General features: G+C 64.2%; 18 protein-coding genes and 1 pseudogene. 10 read left to right on the top strand and 9 right to left on the bottom strand.

All coding sequences use genetic code 11. The annotated features are described in order from the left end of the window. Positions 1-4 precede the first annotated feature (4 nt). Together KY494_RS17375 and KY494_RS17370 are read left to right on the top strand one after the other, a co-directional pair. A complete protein-coding gene (locus KY494_RS17375; protein WP_219887655.1) occupies positions 5-928 on the top strand; it encodes an MBL fold metallo-hydrolase in 924 nt (307 codons plus the stop codon). Between the two features lie 99 nt (positions 929-1,027). After that, complete coding sequence (locus KY494_RS17370) at positions 1,028-1,981, top strand: nitronate monooxygenase family protein (RefSeq protein WP_219887654.1); 954 nt, start codon at positions 1,028-1,030, stop codon at positions 1,979-1,981. A 104-nt stretch (positions 1,982-2,085) separates the two neighbouring features. Here KY494_RS17370 and KY494_RS17365 read toward each other — a convergent pair whose 3' ends face one another. From KY494_RS17365 to KY494_RS17330, 8 genes are all read right to left on the bottom strand, one after another. Next, complete coding sequence (locus KY494_RS17365; protein WP_071079967.1) at positions 2,086-2,667, bottom strand: hypoxanthine-guanine phosphoribosyltransferase; 582 nt, start codon at positions 2,665-2,667, stop codon at positions 2,086-2,088. A 63-nt stretch (positions 2,668-2,730) separates the two neighbouring features. Further along, positions 2,731-3,987, bottom strand: a complete 1,257-nt coding sequence (locus tag KY494_RS17360; protein WP_258194295.1) for a phenylacetate--CoA ligase family protein — start codon at positions 3,985-3,987, stop codon at positions 2,731-2,733. Positions 3,988-4,077: 90 nt separating this feature from the next. Continuing rightward, positions 4,078-4,914: an ABC transporter ATP-binding protein gene (locus KY494_RS17355; RefSeq protein ID WP_219887652.1), complete on the bottom strand. Its 837-nt coding sequence runs from the start codon at positions 4,912-4,914 to the stop codon at positions 4,078-4,080. 124 nt (positions 4,915-5,038) lie between these two features. Then, positions 5,039-6,358 (bottom strand): ABC transporter substrate-binding protein, encoded by a 1,320-nt coding sequence (locus KY494_RS17350; protein ID WP_099761113.1) that lies wholly within the window; start codon positions 6,356-6,358, stop codon positions 5,039-5,041. Positions 6,359-6,416: 58 nt separating this feature from the next. Then, entirely contained in the window at positions 6,417-7,475 is a 1,059-nt protein-coding gene (locus tag KY494_RS17345; RefSeq protein ID WP_034752817.1) for a branched-chain amino acid ABC transporter permease, read from the bottom strand. 83 nt (positions 7,476-7,558) lie between these two features. Beyond that, positions 7,559-8,455, bottom strand: coding sequence for a branched-chain amino acid ABC transporter permease (locus KY494_RS17340; protein WP_219891629.1), 897 nt, complete (start codon positions 8,453-8,455; stop codon positions 7,559-7,561). 23 nt (positions 8,456-8,478) lie between these two features. Continuing rightward, positions 8,479-9,294 (bottom strand): ABC transporter ATP-binding protein, encoded by an 816-nt coding sequence (locus tag KY494_RS17335; RefSeq protein WP_029496076.1) that lies wholly within the window; start codon positions 9,292-9,294, stop codon positions 8,479-8,481. Between the two features lie 14 nt (positions 9,295-9,308). After that, positions 9,309-11,240, bottom strand: coding sequence for an AMP-binding protein (locus KY494_RS17330; RefSeq protein ID WP_219887651.1), 1,932 nt, complete (start codon positions 11,238-11,240; stop codon positions 9,309-9,311). Between the two features lie 179 nt (positions 11,241-11,419). On the opposite strand from KY494_RS17330, the gene KY494_RS17325 reads away from it, so the two are divergent. From KY494_RS17325 to KY494_RS17295, 8 genes and pseudogenes are all read left to right on the top strand, one after another. Then, the gene (locus tag KY494_RS17325; RefSeq protein WP_219134071.1) at positions 11,420-12,118 is read left to right on the top strand and encodes a Crp/Fnr family transcriptional regulator; all 699 of its coding nucleotides are present in this window, start codon (positions 11,420-11,422) and stop codon (positions 12,116-12,118) included. A gap of 1,260 nt (positions 12,119-13,378) precedes the next feature. Continuing rightward, positions 13,379-13,543 (top strand): annotated as a pseudogene (locus tag KY494_RS30175) (DUF4132 domain-containing protein); the annotation flags it as partial. A 186-nt stretch (positions 13,544-13,729) separates the two neighbouring features. Then, positions 13,730-14,164 (top strand): hypothetical protein, encoded by a 435-nt coding sequence (locus tag KY494_RS29795; RefSeq protein WP_258194292.1) that lies wholly within the window; start codon positions 13,730-13,732, stop codon positions 14,162-14,164. Between the two features lie 46 nt (positions 14,165-14,210). Further along, complete coding sequence (locus KY494_RS17315) at positions 14,211-16,037, top strand: aminopeptidase P family protein (RefSeq protein ID WP_219887649.1); 1,827 nt, start codon at positions 14,211-14,213, stop codon at positions 16,035-16,037. Continuing rightward, positions 16,037-16,285 (top strand): hypothetical protein, encoded by a 249-nt coding sequence (locus KY494_RS17310; RefSeq protein WP_071079957.1) that lies wholly within the window; start codon positions 16,037-16,039, stop codon positions 16,283-16,285. The genes KY494_RS17315 and KY494_RS17310 overlap by 1 nt, the downstream gene beginning before the upstream one ends. Then, complete coding sequence (locus KY494_RS17305) at positions 16,286-17,026, top strand: MgtC/SapB family protein (protein WP_219134067.1); 741 nt, start codon at positions 16,286-16,288, stop codon at positions 17,024-17,026. Between the two features lie 5 nt (positions 17,027-17,031). Then, on the top strand, positions 17,032-17,619 hold the full coding sequence (locus KY494_RS17300) for a DUF924 family protein (RefSeq protein ID WP_219887648.1): 588 nt from the start codon (positions 17,032-17,034) through the stop codon (positions 17,617-17,619). 9 nt (positions 17,620-17,628) lie between these two features. Beyond that, entirely contained in the window at positions 17,629-18,456 is an 828-nt protein-coding gene (locus KY494_RS17295; protein ID WP_219887647.1) for a Rossmann-like and DUF2520 domain-containing protein, read from the top strand. A gap of 1 nt (position 18,457) precedes the next feature. Here the strand turns inward: KY494_RS17295 and KY494_RS17290 are convergent, their stop codons facing one another. After that, on the bottom strand, positions 18,458-19,954 hold the full coding sequence (locus tag KY494_RS17290) for a sensor domain-containing diguanylate cyclase (RefSeq protein WP_258194291.1): 1,497 nt from the start codon (positions 19,952-19,954) through the stop codon (positions 18,458-18,460). Positions 19,955-20,037: the final 83 nt, after the last annotated feature.

Genomic DNA, 20,037 nt, shown 5'->3' with positions numbered 1-20,037 from the left:
GCCCATGTCGCGATCGCCAGCGCTGTTCCCCGATGCCATGCAGGTGTTTGAACGCGGCTGGCTGTCGTCGAACAACATCCTGTTCCAGGGGAAGGATGACACGGCCCTGATCGACAGCGGCTATGTCACGCATGCGCCGCAAACCCTGGCCCTGCTGCGCCACAGCCTGGCCGGCCGACCGCTGGACCGCCTGTTCAACACCCATCTGCACTCCGACCATTGCGGCGGCAACGCGCTGCTGCAAGCCGCCTACGGCTGCCAGACGGCCATTCCGGTCTCGGAAGCGGACAAGGTGCGCAGCTGGGACGTGGACACCCTCAGCTTCCAGGCCACGGGCCAGCAATGCCCGCGCTTCGGCTTTGACGCCACCGTCTCGCCCGGCGACAGGTTGACCTTGGCCGACATGGCCTGGCAGGCGCTGGGCGCACCGGGCCACGACCCGCACTCGCTGATTTTTTACTGTGCCGACGAGGGCATCCTCATTTCCGCCGACGCCCTGTGGGAAAACGGCTTTGGCGTGATCTTCCCCGAACTCGATGGCGGCTCCGGCTTTCTGGAAGCGCGCGCCACCTTGGACCTGATCGCCAGCCTGGACGTGCGCGTCGTCATTCCCGGCCACGGGCGGCCGTTCCAGGACGCCGCCGGCGCCCTGCAGCGCGCGTATTCGCGCCTCGACTACCTGTCGTCGGACCCCGTGCGCAATGCGCAGAACGCGGTGAAAGTGCTGCTGAAATTTTTGCTGCTGGAACGCCAGCGTATCGCCCTGGCCGCCATACCGGCCCTGTTGCGCGGCATGCCCATCTTCGAAGAGGCCAACCGGCGCTTCCTGCGCCAGGAGGCGGCCGCGCTGGCCGAGTGGGCCGTGTCGCAGCTGGTGAAGGCCGCGGCGGCACGTGTCGAGGGTGAGTACTTGCTCAACGAGGGCTGAAACGGACTTGCGATAAATTCAGCACGATCGTACTTTTTCTGCACTATAATCAACGTTCAGTGTGTCTTTCATCCCGATCAACTTTCCAGCGAGTCCGCCATGGCATTGCCTGTTGCGTTGCAAAACCTCTCCTTACCCGTTATCGCCTCGCCGATGTTCATCGCCAGCGGCCCGGCCCTCGTCGCGGCGCAGTGCAAGGCCGGCATCGTCGGTTCCTTTCCCGCGCTGAACGCGCGTCCTGCCGAATTGCTCGACACCTGGCTCACGGATTTGCAGGCCGAACTGGCCGCCTTCCAGGCCGCCAATCCCGATAAAAAAGTGGGACCGATCGCCGTCAACCAGATCGTGCACCAGTCGAACGACCGTCTGGCGCACGATGTGGAAGTGTGCGTGAAACACCGGATTCCCATCATCATTTCCTCGCTGCGCGCGCCGCCCAAGGAAATGCTCGACGCCATCCACAGCTATGGCGGCATCGTGCTGCACGATGTGATCTCGATCCGCCACGCGAAAAAGGCGCTGGAGGCGGGCGTCGACGGCTTGATCCTGGTGGCCAGCGGTGCTGGCGGCCATGCGGGCACCCTGTCGCCATTCGCGCTGGTGGGTGAAGTGCGCAAATTCTTCGATGGCCCGCTGGCGCTGTCGGGCTCCATCGCCACCGGCGACGCCGTGCTGGCCGCGCAAGCCATGGGCGCGGACTTTGCCTACATCGGTTCGCGCTGGCTGGCGACCAAGGAATCGAACGTCAGCGACGGTTACCGCGACGCCATCGTCGATTCCGCAGCGGCGGACATCGTCTACACCAACCTGTTTACGGGCGTGCACGGGAATTATCTGAAAAAATCGATCGAAGCGGCGGGACTCGATCCGGAAGCCTTGCCTGAAGCGGACAAGAGTTCGATGAATTTCGGCTCCGGCAGCGCCAAGGCCTGGCGCGACATCTGGGGCGCGGGCCAGGGCGTGGGCTTGATGGACGACGTGCCGAGCGTGGAAGAGATGGTGGCGCGCCTGAAGGCCGAATACGATGCGGCGCGCGCGCGGTTGAAGCTGTAATGCTGGTGAGGGTGTCGGATTACGCGCTGCGCGCTAATCCGACCTACGCCACCGGGCACTGGTAGGTCGGATTAGCGCAGCGTAATCCGACAACCACTGTTACATCACTCCTGCTTCAAATCCTCGGGCTTGATGGCCCACAGCCCCGGCAAGTTGCGCCAGTAGCCGTACGCATCCATGCCGAAGCCGACGACGAAGCGGTTCGGGATCACCAGGCCGACGATGTCGGCCTGTACGGGCTTTTTCTTGCCGATGGCTTTGTCGGCAAACACGGCCAGGATGACTTCCGAGGCGCCCATGTCCAGCAAACGCTGCTTGACGTGCGCCAGGGTTTCGCCTTCGTCGAGAATATCGTCGAGCACGATGACGGTGCGGCCCGCTACGTTCGAACGAGGGATGACTTTCCATACCACTTCGCCACCCTTGTCGTCGTCGCCGTAGCGGCTCACATGGATGTAGTCGAATTCGAGCGGGAAGCTCAGTTGCGGCAGCAGGTTGCCCGTAAACACGACGGCGCCGCCCATCACCCCCAGCACCAGCGGGAATTCCTTGGAATCGGCGGCGTTGAAGCGCGTGTTGAGCACATCGGCCATGCGCGTGATCGACGCCTGCACGGTATCTTGGTCGAACAGCAGTTCCGCGTTCTTGATCAGGTCACGGGCACGGTTGTGATGAAATTCTTGCATGGACTCTTGCATGGCGATGAATGGGGCTGATGGTAAATGCCGGTATTATCCCGCAAATCGGCCTTATTTGTAATCGCGCATGTCGTCAATGACCTTGCCATCCAGCGCCAGGCTGCCCACGGCCACCAGCACCACGTCGCCGCGCAGCTTGGTCAGTTCGCGGATCGAGCCGATGATGGCTTCCACGCCGCTGGCGTCCGTCGGATCGTCGACTTCGCAATGCAAAGCCATCTCGTCGTTGGCCATGCGCCCGGACACGACCAGCCGCGCCTTCCTGATTTGCGGATGGCGGCGCGCGATGTCATGCACCTGCGACGGATGCACGAACATGGCGCGCACCTTGGTGGTTTGATCGGCGCGCCCCATCCAGCCTTTGATGCGCGTATTCGTGCGGCCGCACGGCGACTCCGGCGCGTCCATCAGCACGGCCGATAAGTCTCCCGTGGCGAAGCGGATCAGCGGGTAGTCGGCATTGAAGACGGTGACGACGACTTCACCCACTTCGCCCGGCGCGACGGGAATGCCGCTGCCCGGATGGACGATTTCAAGCAGGACGTTTTCATCGACGACCATGCCCGGATTGAGCTTGCCATTGCTGGCCGTTTCATAGGCGATGCTGCCGATATCGGCCGAGGCATAGGTCTGGAACACGTGCGGCACGCCGTTCTCGGCAAACCAGCTGCGCAGCGATTCGGGCAAGGCTTCCGCGCCCATCACGGCCTTGGTGACGCTGCTGATGTCGGCGCCCATTTCGCGCGCCTTCTCGATGATCAGTTTTAAAAATGAGGGCGTGCCGATATACGTGTCGGGCTTCAGGTCGACCATCGCCTGCACCTGCATTTCCGTCTGCCCGATGCCGGCCGGGATGACGGTGCAGCCGATGCGCGCGGCGCCCCCTTCGACCATGAAGGCGGCCGGCGTGAAGTGATACGAAAAACAGTTCTGCAGCAAGCCGCCGGCGCGCACGCCGGCCGCATACATGGGCCGCGCGAAGCGCCACCAGTCGGGGCCGCGGCCTTCCGGATCGAAGATGGGGCCGGGCGAGACGAACACGCGCGCCAGGGCGTTTTTCGGCGTCGTGTTCAAGCCGCCGAACGGCAGCGCGTCGTGCTGCAATTGCTTGAGGTCGGACTTGCGCGTCACGGGCAGTTGCGCCAGCGCGGCGCGGCTGGTGATGTCGGCCGCGTGGACGCCATCGAGAATGCGGGCCCAGCCCGGCGCCTTTTGCGCGCGCGCGATCAGCTGCGGCAGGCCGGCCATCAATTCGCGTTCGCGCGCCTCGGCGGTGCGCGTTTCCAGACTGTCGAGCGTATCGGTCATGTCAGTCATTCTCCATTTGTCAGTGCGTGTTGATCCGCACGCCAGGCCATCAGGACCGCCGTGCGCGTTGCAGCCAAGGGTTTTGATGAATCAGGCCAGCCAGCGCTTGCGGCGGCGGTAGAACTTCATGTCGCGGAAGCTCTTGCGCCCGGCGCTGGACACGCCCAGGTAAAACTCCTTGACGTCTTCGTTGCTGGCCAGGTCCCTAGCAAGTCCTTCCATCACGACGCGGCCGTTTTCCAGGATGTAGCCGAAGTCGGCGTAGCGCAGCGCCACGTTGGTGTTCTGTTCGGCCAGCAGGAACGACACGTTTTCCTTGTGGTTCAGGTCCTTGACGATGCCGAAGATCTCTTCGACGATCTGCGGTGCGATGCCCATCGACGGTTCGTCCAGTAAAATCATCGACGGCTTGGCCATCAGCGCGCGGCCGATGGCGCACATCTGTTGCTCGCCGCCCGAGGTATAGCCGGCCTGGCTGCTGCGCCGCGTTTTCAGGCGCGGAAAGTAGTGGTAGACCTTTTCCAGCGCGTCTTTCAGCTCGCCGCGCGACAGGCTGCGCGTGTAGGCGCCCGTCAGGAGGTTTTCCTCGATGGTGAGATGGCCGAAACAGTGCCGGCCTTCCATCACTTGCGACAGGCCCCGCTTGACCAGCTCATTCGGCGTCAATTGATCCACGCGTTCGCCCTTGAACTGGACCTCTCCCTTGGTGACGTCGCCGCGTTCGCCGCGCAGCAGGGTCGAGATGGTTTTCAGGGTGGTCGACTTGCCGGCGCCGTTGGCGCCCAGCAGCGCCACGATCTTGCCCTGCGGGACTTGCAGCGACACGCCCTTCAGGACCAGGATCACGTGGTCGTAGATGACTTCGATATTGTTCACCGACAGGTAGGGCGGCGCGGTATCCGGTGTTTGCGTGGCAGTGGGTGTCATGGCTGCTTCGTTTTCATGTGATGTTGGTGCTTGTCGGATTACGCTGCGCTAATCCGACCTACGTGGATGCGGCGTAGGTCGGATTAGGCCGCAGGCCGTAATCCGACGCCACCCCGAGAGCCGCTTACTTCATGCACGCCGGCGTGATCTTTTTCTCTTCGGCGTACTTGCCCGACGATTCCTCGACGAGTTTACGCACCAGGGCCTTGTCGCCGACGATCCATTTCGGCGTGATGGCGATCCACTTCTTGCCATCCCACTGCTGCACCTTCACGGCGCCCGAACCTTCATGGTCATCGCAGCTGGTCTTCACGGTGGGGAACATGCCCAGCGCGCCGACGGCCTTCTGGCGCGCGTCGTCGACGTTCAGGTTTTCCAGGCCCCAGCGCATCTGCTCGCCCGTGACAGGCTTGCCCTTGCCGAATTTTTCCTGCGCCACGCGGATCGCTTCCACCCACAGGATGCCGGCCGTCACGCCGCGCATGTGGTAGACGGAGCCGACGCGCGACTGGTCGGACAGGTTGCCCTTGCCGGACGCGTAGAGTTTCTTGCGGATGTCGTCGAGCACGGGGTAGTTGCCCGGCGTATTGAACGTCATCGCCGTGTAGCCCTTGGCCGCGTCGCCCGATGGAATCGTGTCTTCCTCGGAGCCGGCCCACCAGACGCCCAGCATTTTGTCGCGCGGGAAGCCGTTGCGCTGCGCCGTCTTGATGGCAACGGAGTTCATCACGCCCCAGCCCCACAGGATCACGTGGTCCGGCTTGGCCTGGCGGATTTGCAGCCATTGCGATTGCTGTTCGCTGCCTGGCGGCGCGACGGGAATTTTCACCAGTTCAAAGCCGTACTGTTTCGACAGCGCTTCGAGCACGGGCAGCGGCTCCTTGCCGAAGGCTGAATCGTGGTACAGGTGGACGATCTTTTTGCCTTTCAGCTTGTCCATGCCGCCATCCTTGTCGCCCAGGTACTTGATCATGGCGGCGGCCTGGCTCCAGTAGCTGGAGATCAGCGGATACACATACGGGAAGACCTTGCCGTTGGCGGCGTCCGAGCGGCCGTAGCCGATCATCGTCATGGGGATCTTGTCCTGCGCCACGCGGTCCAGAATGCCGTAGGCGACGCCGGTGGACAGGGTTTCGACCAGGGTGGCGCCGCCCTGCTTGGTTTTCAGGCGCTCATAGCATTCGACGCCGCGCGACGGGTTGTATTCGGTTTCGCATTCTTCCCAGCTGATCTTGACGCCATTGACGCCGCCGGCCTGGTTGACCAGGTTGAAGTAGTCGATGGCACCGCCGTAGAAACCGGAGCCGCCGGCCGCGTACGGGCCCACGCGGTAGGAGGGCAGGGCGATGTACTGTTCCTTGTCCTGCGCCTGGGCGCTGCCGGCCATGGTGAGTGCGGCACTGGCGATGGCGGCGGCCAGCATGAGCGATTTGATGTGTTTCATTGTGTGTCTCCTCTTGTTTTATTTGGTATTCAAGTGAACCGACATCGACTGCAAAAACTTAATGGGGGAAGGGCCAGAGTCTCAATTTTTCTTTCGCGATTTGCCACAGCCTGGCCAGGCCGTGTGGTTCGACGATCAGGAAGAAGATGATCAGCGCGCCGAACACCATCAGTTCCAGGTTCGAGGCCACGCTGGTCGGCAATGCCAGGCCGTGCGCGATGGTGTTCAGGAAGACGGGCAGCAGCACGATGAAGGCCGCGCCCAGGAAGGAACCGAGAATGGAGCCGACGCCGCCGATGATGATCATGAACAGGATGCGGAAGGACAGGTCCAGGTTGTACGCTTCCGGCTCCACCGTGCCCAGGTAGGCATACGCATACAGGGCGCCAGCCACGCCGCAGTAGAACGAGCTGACGGCAAACGCCAGCAGCTTGGTGCGCATCAGTCTGAAACCGATCACTTCGGCCGCCATGTCCATGTCGCGTACGGCCATCCACGAGCGGCCCACGTTGGAGCGGATCATGTTCTTGGCCAGCAGCGCCATGCCGGCGACGATGGCCAGCACCAGCAGGTATTTGCTTTGCGGCGTATCGAACTGGTAGCCGAGGATGGTCATCTTCTGCACCGTGATCACGCCCGAGGAGCTGTAGTTGGTCAGGTACGGAATCTTGGTCAGGCACCAGACGACGAAGAACTGCGTCGCCAGGGTGGAGGCGGCCAGGTAAAAGCCGCGGATGCGCAAAGAGGGCAGGCCGAAGGCGATGCCCACCATGGCCGCGCACAGGCCGCCGAGGATGAACGACACCAGCAGCGGCAATCCCGGCAAGCGCGCCATGAAGTTGTACGAGGCGAAGGCGCCTACGGCCATGAAGGCGGCCGTGCCCAGCGACAGCTGGCCCGCGTAACCGGTCAGGATGTTCAGGCCCAGCGCCGCCAGCGCGAAGATCAGGAACGGGATCAGGATCGCCGACAACATGTAGGGCGAGGCGAAATACGGCAGCAGGAAGACGGCGACAAGGAGCGTGGCCGTCAGCGCCAGGCGGTCCTGGCGGATCGGGAAAATCTGGTTGTCAGCCTGGTAGCTGGTCTTGAATTGTCCTGCTTCACGGTAAATCATGGGGTGTCCTTTGCGGGCTGTTTTGGCTGTTGTCGGGTTACGCGCCATGCGCTAACCCGACCTACGATGCTGTTTCGGTGGTGTTATATTCGCCGGATGATCTTCTCGCCGAACAGGCCTTCCGGGCGCACCAGCAGGAACAGCAGGGCCAGCACATACGGGAACCAGCCTTCAATGCCGCCGCCCACCATGGGGCCCAGGTAGACTTCGGCCAGCTTTTCCGAGGCGCCGATGATCAGGCCACCGACGATGGCGCCCGGCACGGAAGTAAAGCCGCCGAGTATCAGCACCGGCAAGGCTTTGAGGGCGATGAAGGTGAGGGCGAACTGCACCCCGTTGCGCGCGCCCCACAGCAAGCCCGCCACCATGGCCACCAGACCCGCCACGCCCCACACCACGGCCCAGATGCGCTGCAGCGGGATGCCCACCGCCAGCGCCGCCTGGTGATCGTCGGCGACGGCGCGCAGGGCGCGGCCCACCTTGGTTTTCGAGAACAGCAGGGCCAGGCAGATCACCAGCAGCGCGCAGATGCCGGCCGCCATCAGGTCGAACTGCGAGATGTTGATGTCGAAGCGGTCCATCAGGAACTGCATCGGTACGTCTTCGAAGGGCAAGTCCAGCTTGTGCACTTGCGAGCCCCACATCAGCTGCGCCAGGCCTTCGATGAAAAAGCTCAGGCCGATGGTGGCCATGAACAGCGTGATTTCCGGCTGGTTGACGAGCGGGCGCAAGACCACCCGTTCAATCGCCATGCCCAGAGCTATCATGGTGAGCATCGTCAGCGGAATGGCCAGCCATAGCGACAGGCCGAACTTGTCCATGATGCCGACGCAGGTGAGGGCGGCGAAAAACACCATCGCTCCCTGCGCAAAATTGAACACGCCCGAGGCCTTGTAGATCAGCACAAAACCGATCGCCACCAGCGCGTACATGACGCCCGACAGCAGACCGCCGATCAGCACTTCAAAGAAAAAATTGATATTCATACGGTGTCCAATGCGTCTTAGTGGGCCACGCCGAGATAGGCGTTGATGACATCCTGGTTGCTGCGCACCTCGTCGGGCGTGCCGTCGCCGATCTTCTTGCCGTAGTCGAGTACCACCACGCGGTCGGAGATATCCATCACCACGCCCATGTCGTGCTCGATCAGCACGATCGTCGTGCCCAGCTGGTCGTTGACGTCGAGGATGAAGCGGCACATGTCCTGCTTTTCTTCCACGTTCATGCCGGCCATCGGTTCATCGAGCAGCAAAATTTCCGGTTCGGCCACCAGTGCGCGGCCCAGTTCCACGCGCTTTTGCAAGCCGTAGGGCAGGCGCCCCACGGGCGTCTTGCGGATGGCCTGGATTTCCAGGAAGTCGATGATCTCCTCTGCCTTCTTGCGGTGCTCGATTTCCTCGCGCCGCGCCGGACCCCAATACAGGGCTTGCAAGAGAAAATTCGACTTCATTTTGAGGTTGCGCCCCGTCATGATGTTGTCCAGCACCGTCATGCCCTTGAACAGGGCGATGTTCTGGAAGGTGCGCGCAATGCCGGACTTGGCGGCCGCGTAGCAATCCATGCCGCGCCGGTGCTCGCCCCGGTAAATGATCTCGCCCTGCTGCGGGCGGTACACGCCATTGATCACGTTCAGCATCGAGCTCTTGCCGGCGCCGTTCGGGCCGATGATGGCGCGGATTTCATGCTGTTTGACGTCAAACGAGATGTCGGTCAGCGCTTTCACGCCGCCGAACGACAGCGAGATGTTCTTCAGGTCGAGGATCACGGGGCCGGTCTTGCGGGCCGTGCCGAAATGGGCGTCGGGTTCGTTCATTTGCATCGTGCTGTGCTCCATCATGCGGCCAGGCCCTGGGGCCGATACGTTTTGCTGTCCCAGATCTGCAGGTTGGCGCTGGTCGAACCGGTGCGGCCATCCTCGAATTTCACCTGGGTCTCGATGTATTGCGTCGCCTTGCCCTCATACAGGGCGGAAATGAGCACCGCATATTTTTCGGCGATGAATTTGCGACGTACCTTGCGCGTGCGCGTCAGTTCGTCGTCGTCCGGGTCGAGTTCCTTGTGCAGCACCAGGAAGCGGTGCACCTGCGTGCGGTCCATCAGCGGATCGGCCGCCAGTTCCGCGTTGACCTGCTCGATGCAGTCGCGGATCAATCCGTAGGTTTCGGCGCGCGCGGCCAGGTCGGTGTAGCCGGCATACGCGATGCCGCGCCGCTCGGACCAGTTGCCCACCGCTTCGATGTCGATATTGATGAAGGCGCACACCTGGTCGCGCGCATGGCCGAAGGCCACCACTTCCTTGATGAAGGGGAAGAACTTGAGCTTGTTTTCGATGTAGTTGGGCGCGAAGATGGCGCCGCACGTCAGCTTGCCGACATCGGCCGCGCGGTCGATGATTTTCAAGTGGCCTTCGCTGTCGAACACGCCCGCGTCTCCCGTATGAAAGTAGCCGTCGGCATCGATCACTTCGGCGGTGGCATCGGGACGCTTGAAGTAGCCGCTCATGGTGGCGGGCGACTTGACCAGCACTTCGCCATTGGCCGCCAGCTTGACTTCCACGCCCGGTGCGGGCAGGCCCACGCTGTCGAACTTGATATTGCCGTCCGGCTGCAGACATACATAGGCGCAGGTTTCGGTGGAGCCGTACAGCTGCTTGAGGTTGACGCCGATCGAGCGGTAGAAGCGGAACAGGTCGGGGCCGATGGCGGCGCCGGCCGTGTAGGCGACGCGCACGCGCGACAGTCCCAGCACGTTTTTCAGGGGACCGTAGACCAGCAGCTCGCCCAGCTTGTAGCTGAGGCGATCCGCCAGCGACACGGGCTTGCCATCGAGGATCTGCGCGCCGCAGCGCTTGGCCACGTCCATGAAATGGCTGAACATGCGGCGCTTGATGCTGCTCGCGTCTTCCATGCGTATCATCACGCTGGTGAGCATGTTTTCGAACACGCGCGGCGGCGCAAAGTAGCAAGTGGGGCCGATTTCGCGCATGTCGATCATCACCGTGTCGCCCGATTCGGGGCAGTTGACGGTGAAGCCGGCCACCATCGCCTGCGCCAGCGAAAACAGGCAGTCGCCGACCCACGCCATGGGCAGGTAGGAGAGGATATCTTCCTCGTCGGTGAGCTTGTCGAAGGCCACACCGCCAACGCCGGCGGCCAGCAGCGCCGTATGGCTCTGGCACACGCCCTTCGGCTTGCCCGTGGTGCCCGAGGTGTACAGGATGACGGCCGAGTCGTGGCCGGCACCGGCTTCCACCGCTGCCTCATAAAAACCCGGATGCTCGCGGTCGTAGGCCCGGCCCAGCACCTGCAGGGCGGCAAAGGACGTCAGCTCCGGCTGGCGGTAATGGCGCATGCCGCGTTCATCGTCATACGCGATGTGGGCGACGTGCGGATACAGCGCTTTCAGTTCAAGCAGCTTGTCGACCTGCTCCTGGTCTTCGACGATGGCGTAGCGGATTTCCGCGTCCTGCAGCACGTAGGCCATGTCGGCGGCCGGCGCGTCCTGGTACAGAGGCACGGGCACGCCGCCCAGGCTTTGCGCTGCCAGCATGGCCCAGTACAGGCGGGGACGGTTGTCGCCGATGATGGCCAGGTTCATGCCGCGCTGGAAGCCGATGGCAGCCAGGCCGCAGGCCAGCGCGCGCACCTCCTCGTTGACCTGGGACCAGGTCCAGGTTTGCCAGATACCCAGGTGTTTTTCGCGAAAGGCGGGCTTGTCGGATCGTACTATCCCGTGTTGCAATAAGCGCCGTGGAAAAGTCGGCATCGTTGCTGTGGTAGTCGTTTGCACCAGTGTCTCCCTGTTGCTTGTCTCAGGCTCCACCTCGTTGGATGGCGCTCTGTGTTTTTATGTATCAGGCGTTTGTGCAATGATAGTAGCTTGCGTTAGTTTGCCGAGTTGTCTTTTCGGGGACATTTACCCACTTTTCGATGGTGCATCGCACAATGACCTACCCTGATATCACGCTGAAGGATGCCGTGCGCGCGGCCAACTGGGCGCAGCTGCTCGATCCCGTGCAAATGGCCCGCGTCGAGGCGGATGTGTTTGAAACCTTCGTGCCGAAAGGCGGCTTTGTCTGCCGCAAGGGCGAGCCGGTGGACAACTGGATCGGCGTCATCAGCGGCATGGTCAAGATGAATAATTTTTCTGCCTCCGGCAAGGCCATGACCTTCATCGGCGTGCCGCCCGGCAGCTGGTTTGGCGAAGGTTCGCTGCTGAAAAACGAAATCCGCAAATACGACACCATGGCGCTGCGCGACACGCGCGTGGCGCGCCTGCCCGGTGCCACCTTCCACTGGCTGCTGGAAACGAGTCTGCCATTCACGCGTTTCCTGCTGATGCAGCTCAATGAGCGCCTGGGCCAGTTCATCGGCATGGTGGAAAACGAGCGCCTGCTCGACCTGAACACGCGCGTAGCGCGCTGCCTGGCCTCGATGTTCAACTCGCATTTGTACCCGGGCGTGGAAACCCTGGTGCAGCTGTCGCAGGAAGAGATCGGCCTGCTGTCGGGCTCTTCGCGCCAGCGCGCCAACCAGGCCTTGCAGGTGCTGGAAAAAAAGGGTTTATTGCGCCTCGATTACGGCGGCATCCGCGTGCTGGACCTGGAAGGCTTGCGCCGCTACGAGGCCGATGATGCCATCTGAGTCCACTCGCGCCGCGGCGCTGCGCGCACGCCTCGATGGCGGCTTTGTCGAGCATGTGCGTTTCACGGGGCCGCCGGTCGATTTTAAAGACTGGGCATCCGAAGAACTGGGCGCCATCTGGGGTGCGTTGCACCGCGCGGCGCGCTTCGGCCATGACGATCCTGCGCGGCGCGCACTGGCGATGGCGCTATTGGCACAAGCGAGCAGCGTGAACCTGGCACCGGCGCTGGCCGGCGACATGTTCCTCGACGCGCTGGACGCGGCCCGCGTGCACGACTGGGATTACGCAATCGGCTGTCTGGCTTGCCTGCGCGGCGCGCCACCGGAAGGCAGCGCGCAGCTGGCGCTGCGCATCCTCGATGAACCGAAGCACTGGGGCGAACAGCATTTTGCCGCCTGGCTGCTGGCGCAGCTGGCCGGTGGCGACGCCCCGGCCCAGTTCGGGCAGATGATGGACGAGCGCCATGCGCGCTACCCGATGCCCTTGACCTTGCAGGAACTCACCGTGCTGCCGCAGCTGGCGCAAGCGTCCCTGCTGGCGCTGGCCGGCTCGCGCTACAGCGGCCACTGGAACCGCGACAGCATCGGCGAGGCGGACCCCGCCGAAGTGCTGGCCGACGATGTGGCGTATGTCGATTTTGGGCGCACGATACTGGAACAGGCGGCGCGCCATATCGCCGCCATCCATGACGGCAGCGTGCCGTATGCGGCCGATGCCGCCTTTGCCACCGCAGACTCTGCGGTGCTGGCGCGCGCCGCGCGGGTGGCGTCTTATCGCGATGATGCGTGGTTCAGGCCCGCGATCACCGTCTTGCTGCCTTTGGCATGCGTGGCGCCCGGCGCGGCCAAGAGCGCGCCGTCGCAATCGCTGGCGATGGCGCTGGGCCATGCGGTGGAAACCGTCCCCACGCCCGAAAGCCTGCTGGCCCTGCGCGAGGCGCTGGCGCAGGTACGCCATGCGGGCATCCGCAAGAAACTGGAACGCAATCTGAAACCGGCCGAACGGGCGCTGGCCGAACGGCCCGATATCGCCTGGAGGATCGGCATGCCGGGCCCCATGGGCAGGCGGCGCCAGGCCATGCTGGCGCGCCGCCTGGAAGCGGGCTACGCCAGCGAGGTGTGGTTTGGCCTGGAGCAATGGCGTGCCCTGCGCGACGATGTCGATATCGACGCGGTGGCACGCGCGCTGGTGTGGCGCACGGGCGATGGGCTGGCCTTTATGCTTGACGGGAAGGGCGCCATCGATGCGCAGGGCAGCCAGTGGATTTGCCCGGGCAAGGCGAGATCGGCCTGTGGCATCCCCTGCACGGCAGCGGGGAGCAGCGCGCCGCCTGGCAGGCGCTGCTCGCGCGGCGGCGCCTGCGCCAGCCGCTGCGCCAGGTTTATCGCGAAATATATGCACCACCCGGCGACGGCAGTGCCCCATTTGCTGGCTACCAGCTGTCGCTGCACACCTTGCTGGGACTGGCGCGCCGCGAAGGCTGGCGCCTGGACTACGATGAAGGCCTGTCGCGCCAGTTCGGTGCCTGGCGCGCGTCGCTGCGCATCGAGGGACGCGTGTATCCGGGGGCGGGCGGCGCCTGCACGTCAAACGGGCTGGCGCCCGCGCAGATGATGCCGATGGCGCCGGTGGCGTATTCGGAAGCGTGCCGCGCGGTGGACCTGCTGGTCAGCGCCAGCGCCTTGGCGCTGGTGGAGGACGAGCAAAGCGTGGAGCGCGCACAGCGCCTGTTTTACCTGGCCAACCTGGCACCGGGGCCGATGGCGGGCATGCGGCGCGCCGTGCTGGAACAGGTATTCGCGGAGCAGATCGAGGATGGCCGCATGGCGCTCGAAGCGCGCCACCTGATGGTGGGCGGGCATGCGATCCACCTGACCACCGGCAGGGTCAAGAAGGATGGCGCCGAGGTGGCGATCGAGGTGGCAGCGAAGGGGAGCAAGCTGGGCGCCGTGCCGTGGCTACCCTACGACGAGGCGCTGCTGGAAAAAATCGCCGCCGCCGCCGGGGCGCTAATGGCGCTGCACCGAGTGCAGCCCGGCTGCTAATCGCGGTATCATAGACGCTTCCCGGCACCGCTCCATTTTCGCTCCCATGCAGACACCTGACCACCAATCCACTCCCGCCTCCCGTTTGTCGCAACTGCGCGGCGCCATGCGCGCGCAGCACATCGACGCCTGCATCGTGCCCTCGGCCGACCCGCACCTGTCCGAATACCTGCCGGCCCGCTGGCAGGGCCGCGAGTGGCTGTCCGGCTTTACGGGGTCGGTCGGCACTCTGGTCGTGACGCAGGATTTCGCCGGCGTGTGGACCGATGGCCGCTACTGGGAGCAGGCGGAAGACGAACTGGCCGGCAGCGGCATCGTCCTGAAGAAAATCCCGTCCGGTGCCAGCGTGCTGTATATCGACTGGCTGGGCGAGACTATGCGGCCGGGGCAGACGGTGGCCGTCGATGGCGCCGTGCTGGGCCTGGCCAATGCGCGCCTGCTGCAGCAGGCGCTGGGCGAGCAAGTGATCCTGCGCACGGATACCGATGTGCTGCAAGCCGTGTGGCCGCAGCGTCCGGCCATGCCCGCCGCGCCTGTGGTGGAACACGCGGCGGCGTATCCGGGCCTGTCGCGCCAGGACAAACTGGCGGCCCTGCGCGCCAGCATGGCGGCGCACGGCGCCAGCCACCACGTCATTTCCACCCTCGACGATATCGCGTATTTGTTCAACCTGCGCGGCGCGGACGTCAACTACAACCCCGTCTTCCTCGCGCATGCGCTGGTGGGGCCGGAGCGCGCCACCCTGTTCGTCGCCGACGGCAAGCTGCCCGCTATCCTGCGCGCTACCCTGGAAAGCGAAGGCGTGGACGTGGCCGCGTATGACCGTACCGCGGCCGCGCTGGCCGCGCTGCCGGCCGGCGCCACCTTGCTGCTCGACCCGCGCCGCATCACGTTTGGCACGCGCCAGGCCGTGGCCGAGGGCGTGCGGGTGGTCGAAGCCATCAATCCGACCACCCTGGCAAAGTCGCGCAAGACCGATAGCGAAGCGGCGCACGTGCGCGCCGCCATGGAGCAGGATGGCGCCGCGCTGTGCGAATTTTTCAGCTGGTTAGACAGCACCCTGGCCGACCCGCAGCGCGCGCCCCTGACGGAAATCGGCGTCGACGAACACCTGACAACATGCCGCGCGCGCCGTGCGCATTTTGTCAGTCCCAGTTTTGGCACCATCGCCGGCTTCAATGCGCATGGCGCCATCATGCATTACCACGCCCATGCGGGCAGTGAGGCCACCATCGAAGGCGACGGCTTGCTGCTGATCGATTCGGGCGGCCAGTACCTGGGCGGCACCACGGATATCACGCGCGTCGTCCCCGTTGGCAGCATCACCGCTGAGCACAAGCGCGATTTCACCCTGGTCTTGCGCAGCATGATCGCCCTGTCGCGTGCGCAGTTCCCGCGCGGCGTGAAGTCGCCCATGCTGGACGCTATCGCCCGCGCACCGCTGTGGGCCGAGGGCATCGACTTTGGCCACGGCACGGGCCATGGCGTGGGCTTTTTCCTCAACGTCCATGAAGGGCCGCAATCGATTTCCCAGTCGGCCATGCCGGAGCCGCAGACAGCCATGGAGATCGGCATGATCACCTCCATCGAACCGGGCATTTATCGCCCTGGCCAGTGGGGCATCCGCATCGAGAACCTGGTGCTGAATGTTCCCGCAGGGACGACGCAGTTCGGGGAATTCCTGCGCTTCGAGACATTGACCCTGTGCCCGATCGACACACGCTGCGTCGAGCGCTCGCTGTTGCGCGACGATGAGGCGGCCTGGCTCAACGACTACCACGCCACCGTGCGCGCGCGTCTCGCGCCGCTGTTGGCTGCGCAGGCCGATGCGCCTGCGCTGGCGTGGCTGGAACAGCGCACGGGAGCCATCTGATGCGTTCGACCCGCGCCACCTCCGCCATTGAGCGGCTCAAGGAACGCACCGGCCACCGCCTCTACACGATGGCGCGCACGGGCGATGAACTGTTTTTCCTGACCGAAGGCCCGGGCTTGCCGCCCCTGTGCCCGCCGCTGGAACTCGATGCCTTTGTCGCCTTCGTGAATGGACTGGGACCGCAAAAGGCGCGCCGCGTCAGCAAGCTCGATGTGGCGTTTGAAAAGCAGCTGACGAAAAAGCCCTAGATGCCGACCATCGACTTCCTGCGCGCCTATTGGTCGCCGGCCGAGCTGGCGACGAACGGCGTGATCCTGCTGAACCTGCTGGGCGCGTTGCTGCTGGGCTTGCTGGTGGGCTATGAGCGTTCCTATCACGGGCGCGCCGCCGGCATGCGCACGTATGGCCTGGTATGCATGGCGTCGGCCGCGCTGACGGTGCTGGGCGGCTATCCGGAGTTCTGGTATGGCGGCCATGGCGCCATCGTCGGCAGCGACCCCACGCGTATCATCCAGGGTATCGTCACGGGCGTGGGTTTCCTCGGCGCCGGCGTCATCATGCGCGAAGGCTTCAATATCAGCGGCTTGACGACGGCCGCCTCGATCTGGGCCTCGTCCGTGATCGGCATCATGGTCGGCATCGGCTTTTATCTGTCGGCCATGGGCCTGGCCTTCATGTGCGCGATGGCGATGATTTTTCTGTCAAAATTGGAGAACTGGCTGCCGTCGCGCCACGCAGTGGCCATCACCATGCGCTTCAAGCAAGGCTTTGTTCCGCGCGAAGATGCGCTGCGGCGCATGGCGGCCAAGCGCGGCTACGACATCGCCGGCGGCTCGCTGACCATCGGCAGCACGGACGGTATGCAGGAGTGGCGCTTTGTCGCTATCGCGCATGGCAAGAACACGGGTGCCAGCCTGTCGGCCATGTCGGCCGAACTGGCCGCCTTCGACGGCATCGCCGGCTTCCAGCTGTCGCACGCACGCAACTGAAAAGGATGGACATGGATGCACAGGCTCAAGACGTACTCGATTTCTGGTTCCTGCCGCCGGATAACCCTGACTACGGCCAGTCGCGCGTGGAATGGTTCCGCAAGGATGACGCCTTCGATGCGCACATACGCGCGCGTTTCGGCACGCTGATCGATGCCGCCATCGAGGGCGGCTTGCGCGCGTGGGACGCGACGCCGCACGGCGCGCTGGCGCGCCTTATCGTGCTCGATCAGTTTACGCGCAATGTCTATCGGGGCACGCCGCGCGCCTTTGCCGGCGACGCCCAGGCGCTGTCGCTCGCCCTATCCATGACGCGGCAGGGGCTCGACCAGCGGCTGCCGCCGATGCTGCGCGCCTTCGCCTACCTGCCGTTCGAACATGCGGAAGACCTGGCCATGCAGGCGCGCGCCGTCGAGCTGTTCCAGCTGCTGTCGCAGGCGCAGCCCGGCTTTGACGGCATGCTTGATTATGCGCAGCGCCACCAGGAAGTGATCGCCCGCTTCGGCCGCTTCCCGCACCGTAACGCCATCCTGGGCCGCGCTTCCACGCCGGAAGAGCTGGAATTCCTGCGCCAGCCGGGATCGGGTTTTTAGAACATCATCATGAACGTGACATTGAATATCATCGGCGCCGGCCATGTTGGCCGTGTGCTGGGCCGTCTGTTCGCCGGCGTGGACGGGATCGCGGTGCAGGACGTGCTGACGCGCTCGATGGCGTCGGCGCAGACGGCCGTCGATTTCATCGGCGCCGGCACTCCCGTCGCCAGCTATGCGGCCTTGCGCCACGCCGACGTCACCCTGCTGGCCGTGTCGGACGACCAGATCGGCCCGGCCTGCGCGGCGCTGGCGGCCGAGGGACGCCAGGCCGGCGCCATCGTGTTTCACTGCAGCGGCGCGCTGGCCTCGAACGTGCTGCTGGCGGCCACGCAGGCCGGGGCTTTCGTCGCCAGCGCCCACCCGATCCGCAGCTTTGCCGACCCGCAGCAGGTGGCCGCCACCTTCGACGGCACGTTTTGCGGCGTCGAAGGCGATCCGCTGGCGCTGGTTTTCCTCACGCCGGCCTTGATCGCCATCGGCGCGCGCCCCGTGCCCATCGACCCGGCCGCCAAGACCCTGTATCACGCCGCTGCCGTGTTTGCCAGCAATTACCTGGTGACGGTGCTCGACGCCGCCTTGCGCGCCTACCAGGCGGCCGGCATTCCCGAGCCGGTGGCGCGCGAGCTGGCCCAGCCTTTGGTGACGGAAGCGGTGGCCAATGTGTTCCGCCTGGGCGCCGCCCCCGCGCTCTCCGGGCCCATCGCACGCGGAGATTCGGCCACCGTGCAACGCCAGCAGCAGGCGGTGCAAAGCTGGGATGCCGCCACGGGCGAGTTGTACCGGGCGCTGGTGGCGCCAACGCAAGATCTGGCCAGGCGCAAGCGCGGAGGATGACTCAGGCGGCGTGCACGCCGTTGCGGCCGTGATGCTTGGCCTGGTACAAGGCGCTGTCGGCGCGCGAAAAGAAGGCCGATTCGCTTTCGTCGGGCCGGTACTCGGCCACGCCCAGGCTGATCGTCACGGGGACGCGCGGCGCGGGCAGGCCGAAATCGTGGCGTTCGATGGCGGCGCGCAGGTTTTCCGCCACTTCCACCGCTTTGGCCAGGCTGCAGTCATTCAGCAGCACCAGGTATTCCTCGCCGCCCCAGCGCGTGATGACGTCGCTTTCGCGTACGGTGGCGCGCGCCACGTCGGCCACGCCACGGATGACCTTGTCGCCCCACAGGTGGCCATGCGTATCGTTGACGCGCTTGAAGAAATCGATGTCGAACAGGATGGCCGACATCGGCTGCTCGTTGCGTTTGGACAGGAGCATGGCGCGCTGGAACAGCAATTCCAGCGATTGGCGGTTCAATAGCCCGGTCAGCGCATCCGTCGAGGCGATGCGCTCGATGCGGCGCTGGTAGCGGTTCACCGTCAGCAAAGTCAGCAGCAGTACCAGCAGGGTGACGCCAAAGCTGATGGCCAGGTTGAAGATGAACACGCGCTGCAGCGACTGCACTTCGTCGCTGACGTTCTGCTCGACCACCAGGTACCAGCCCAGTTCGGGAATGAAACGCGAGTTGACGAGGATTTGCGCATGGCCCAGCTGGTAGGACAGGTGCGTCGGTGCGCTCTGGTGGTTGATGATCTGCTCGGCAATGCTGCTCACGCCGGGTAAATTGCGGATGTTGCCGCGCCCCTCGCGCATGGTCTTGCCCGCCAGTACCAGGGCGCCGGCGCCGTCGACAAAGTAGATGTTGCGGTGGAAGCGCACCTGGTAGCGGTCGATGATGTGGCTCATGGTGTCCAGGGTCAGGCCGATGCCCGTGGCGCCGATGAACTGGCCGTCATAGTCGACCACGCGATGGTTGATGAAGATGGTCATGCTGTCGCGGTTGGCCATGTCCACGTCGACATTGGTTTCATAATCGGTCTTGTCCATGGCGCGCACGCGGTAGTACCAGAGGTCGCGCGTCGCTTCCGGGCTGACGGATTTCAGCGTGCCTTCGGCATAGTAATATTTGCTGCTCTTGTCCGAGACGAGAAAGCTGGTGATGGCGCCGTATTTCTTCTTGACTTCGGCCAGGTAGCGCACGATCTGCGCCGGGTTGCTTTCGCCGGCGAGTATCCAGTCGCGCACGAAGGTATCGTGCGCCATCAGCGACGAGATGAAGACGGGGCGCAGCATGTCCTTCTGGATTTCCGAGTAAATGTTGTCGCCCGTCAGCGGCAAGGTCTGGTCGGCGATGCCATGCTCGATGGCCTGGCGCGAGGCCAGGTAGCTGGCCAGGCTGGTGGCCATGAAGCCCGCCCCCAGGATCAGGGTCAGGAGGATGAGCAGGCGGTACTTGATCGACAGAAGGCGCATGGAGACGAGGAAGTGGCAGGCGGGAAGGCAATCTTTACGCAATCCAAAAGTATGCAGCAGGCCGGGTATTGGCGCAATGATAACTGGATTTATTGATAATTTACGCTGGCATCCGCGACAAGATA

The organism is Janthinobacterium sp. PAMC25594, assembly GCF_019443505.1.
In the GTDB taxonomy this organism is placed as follows: domain Bacteria; phylum Pseudomonadota; class Gammaproteobacteria; order Burkholderiales; family Burkholderiaceae_D; genus Janthinobacterium.
Note: the sequence above shows the minus strand (reverse complement) of the source record. Positions and strands in the feature narration are given on the sequence as shown.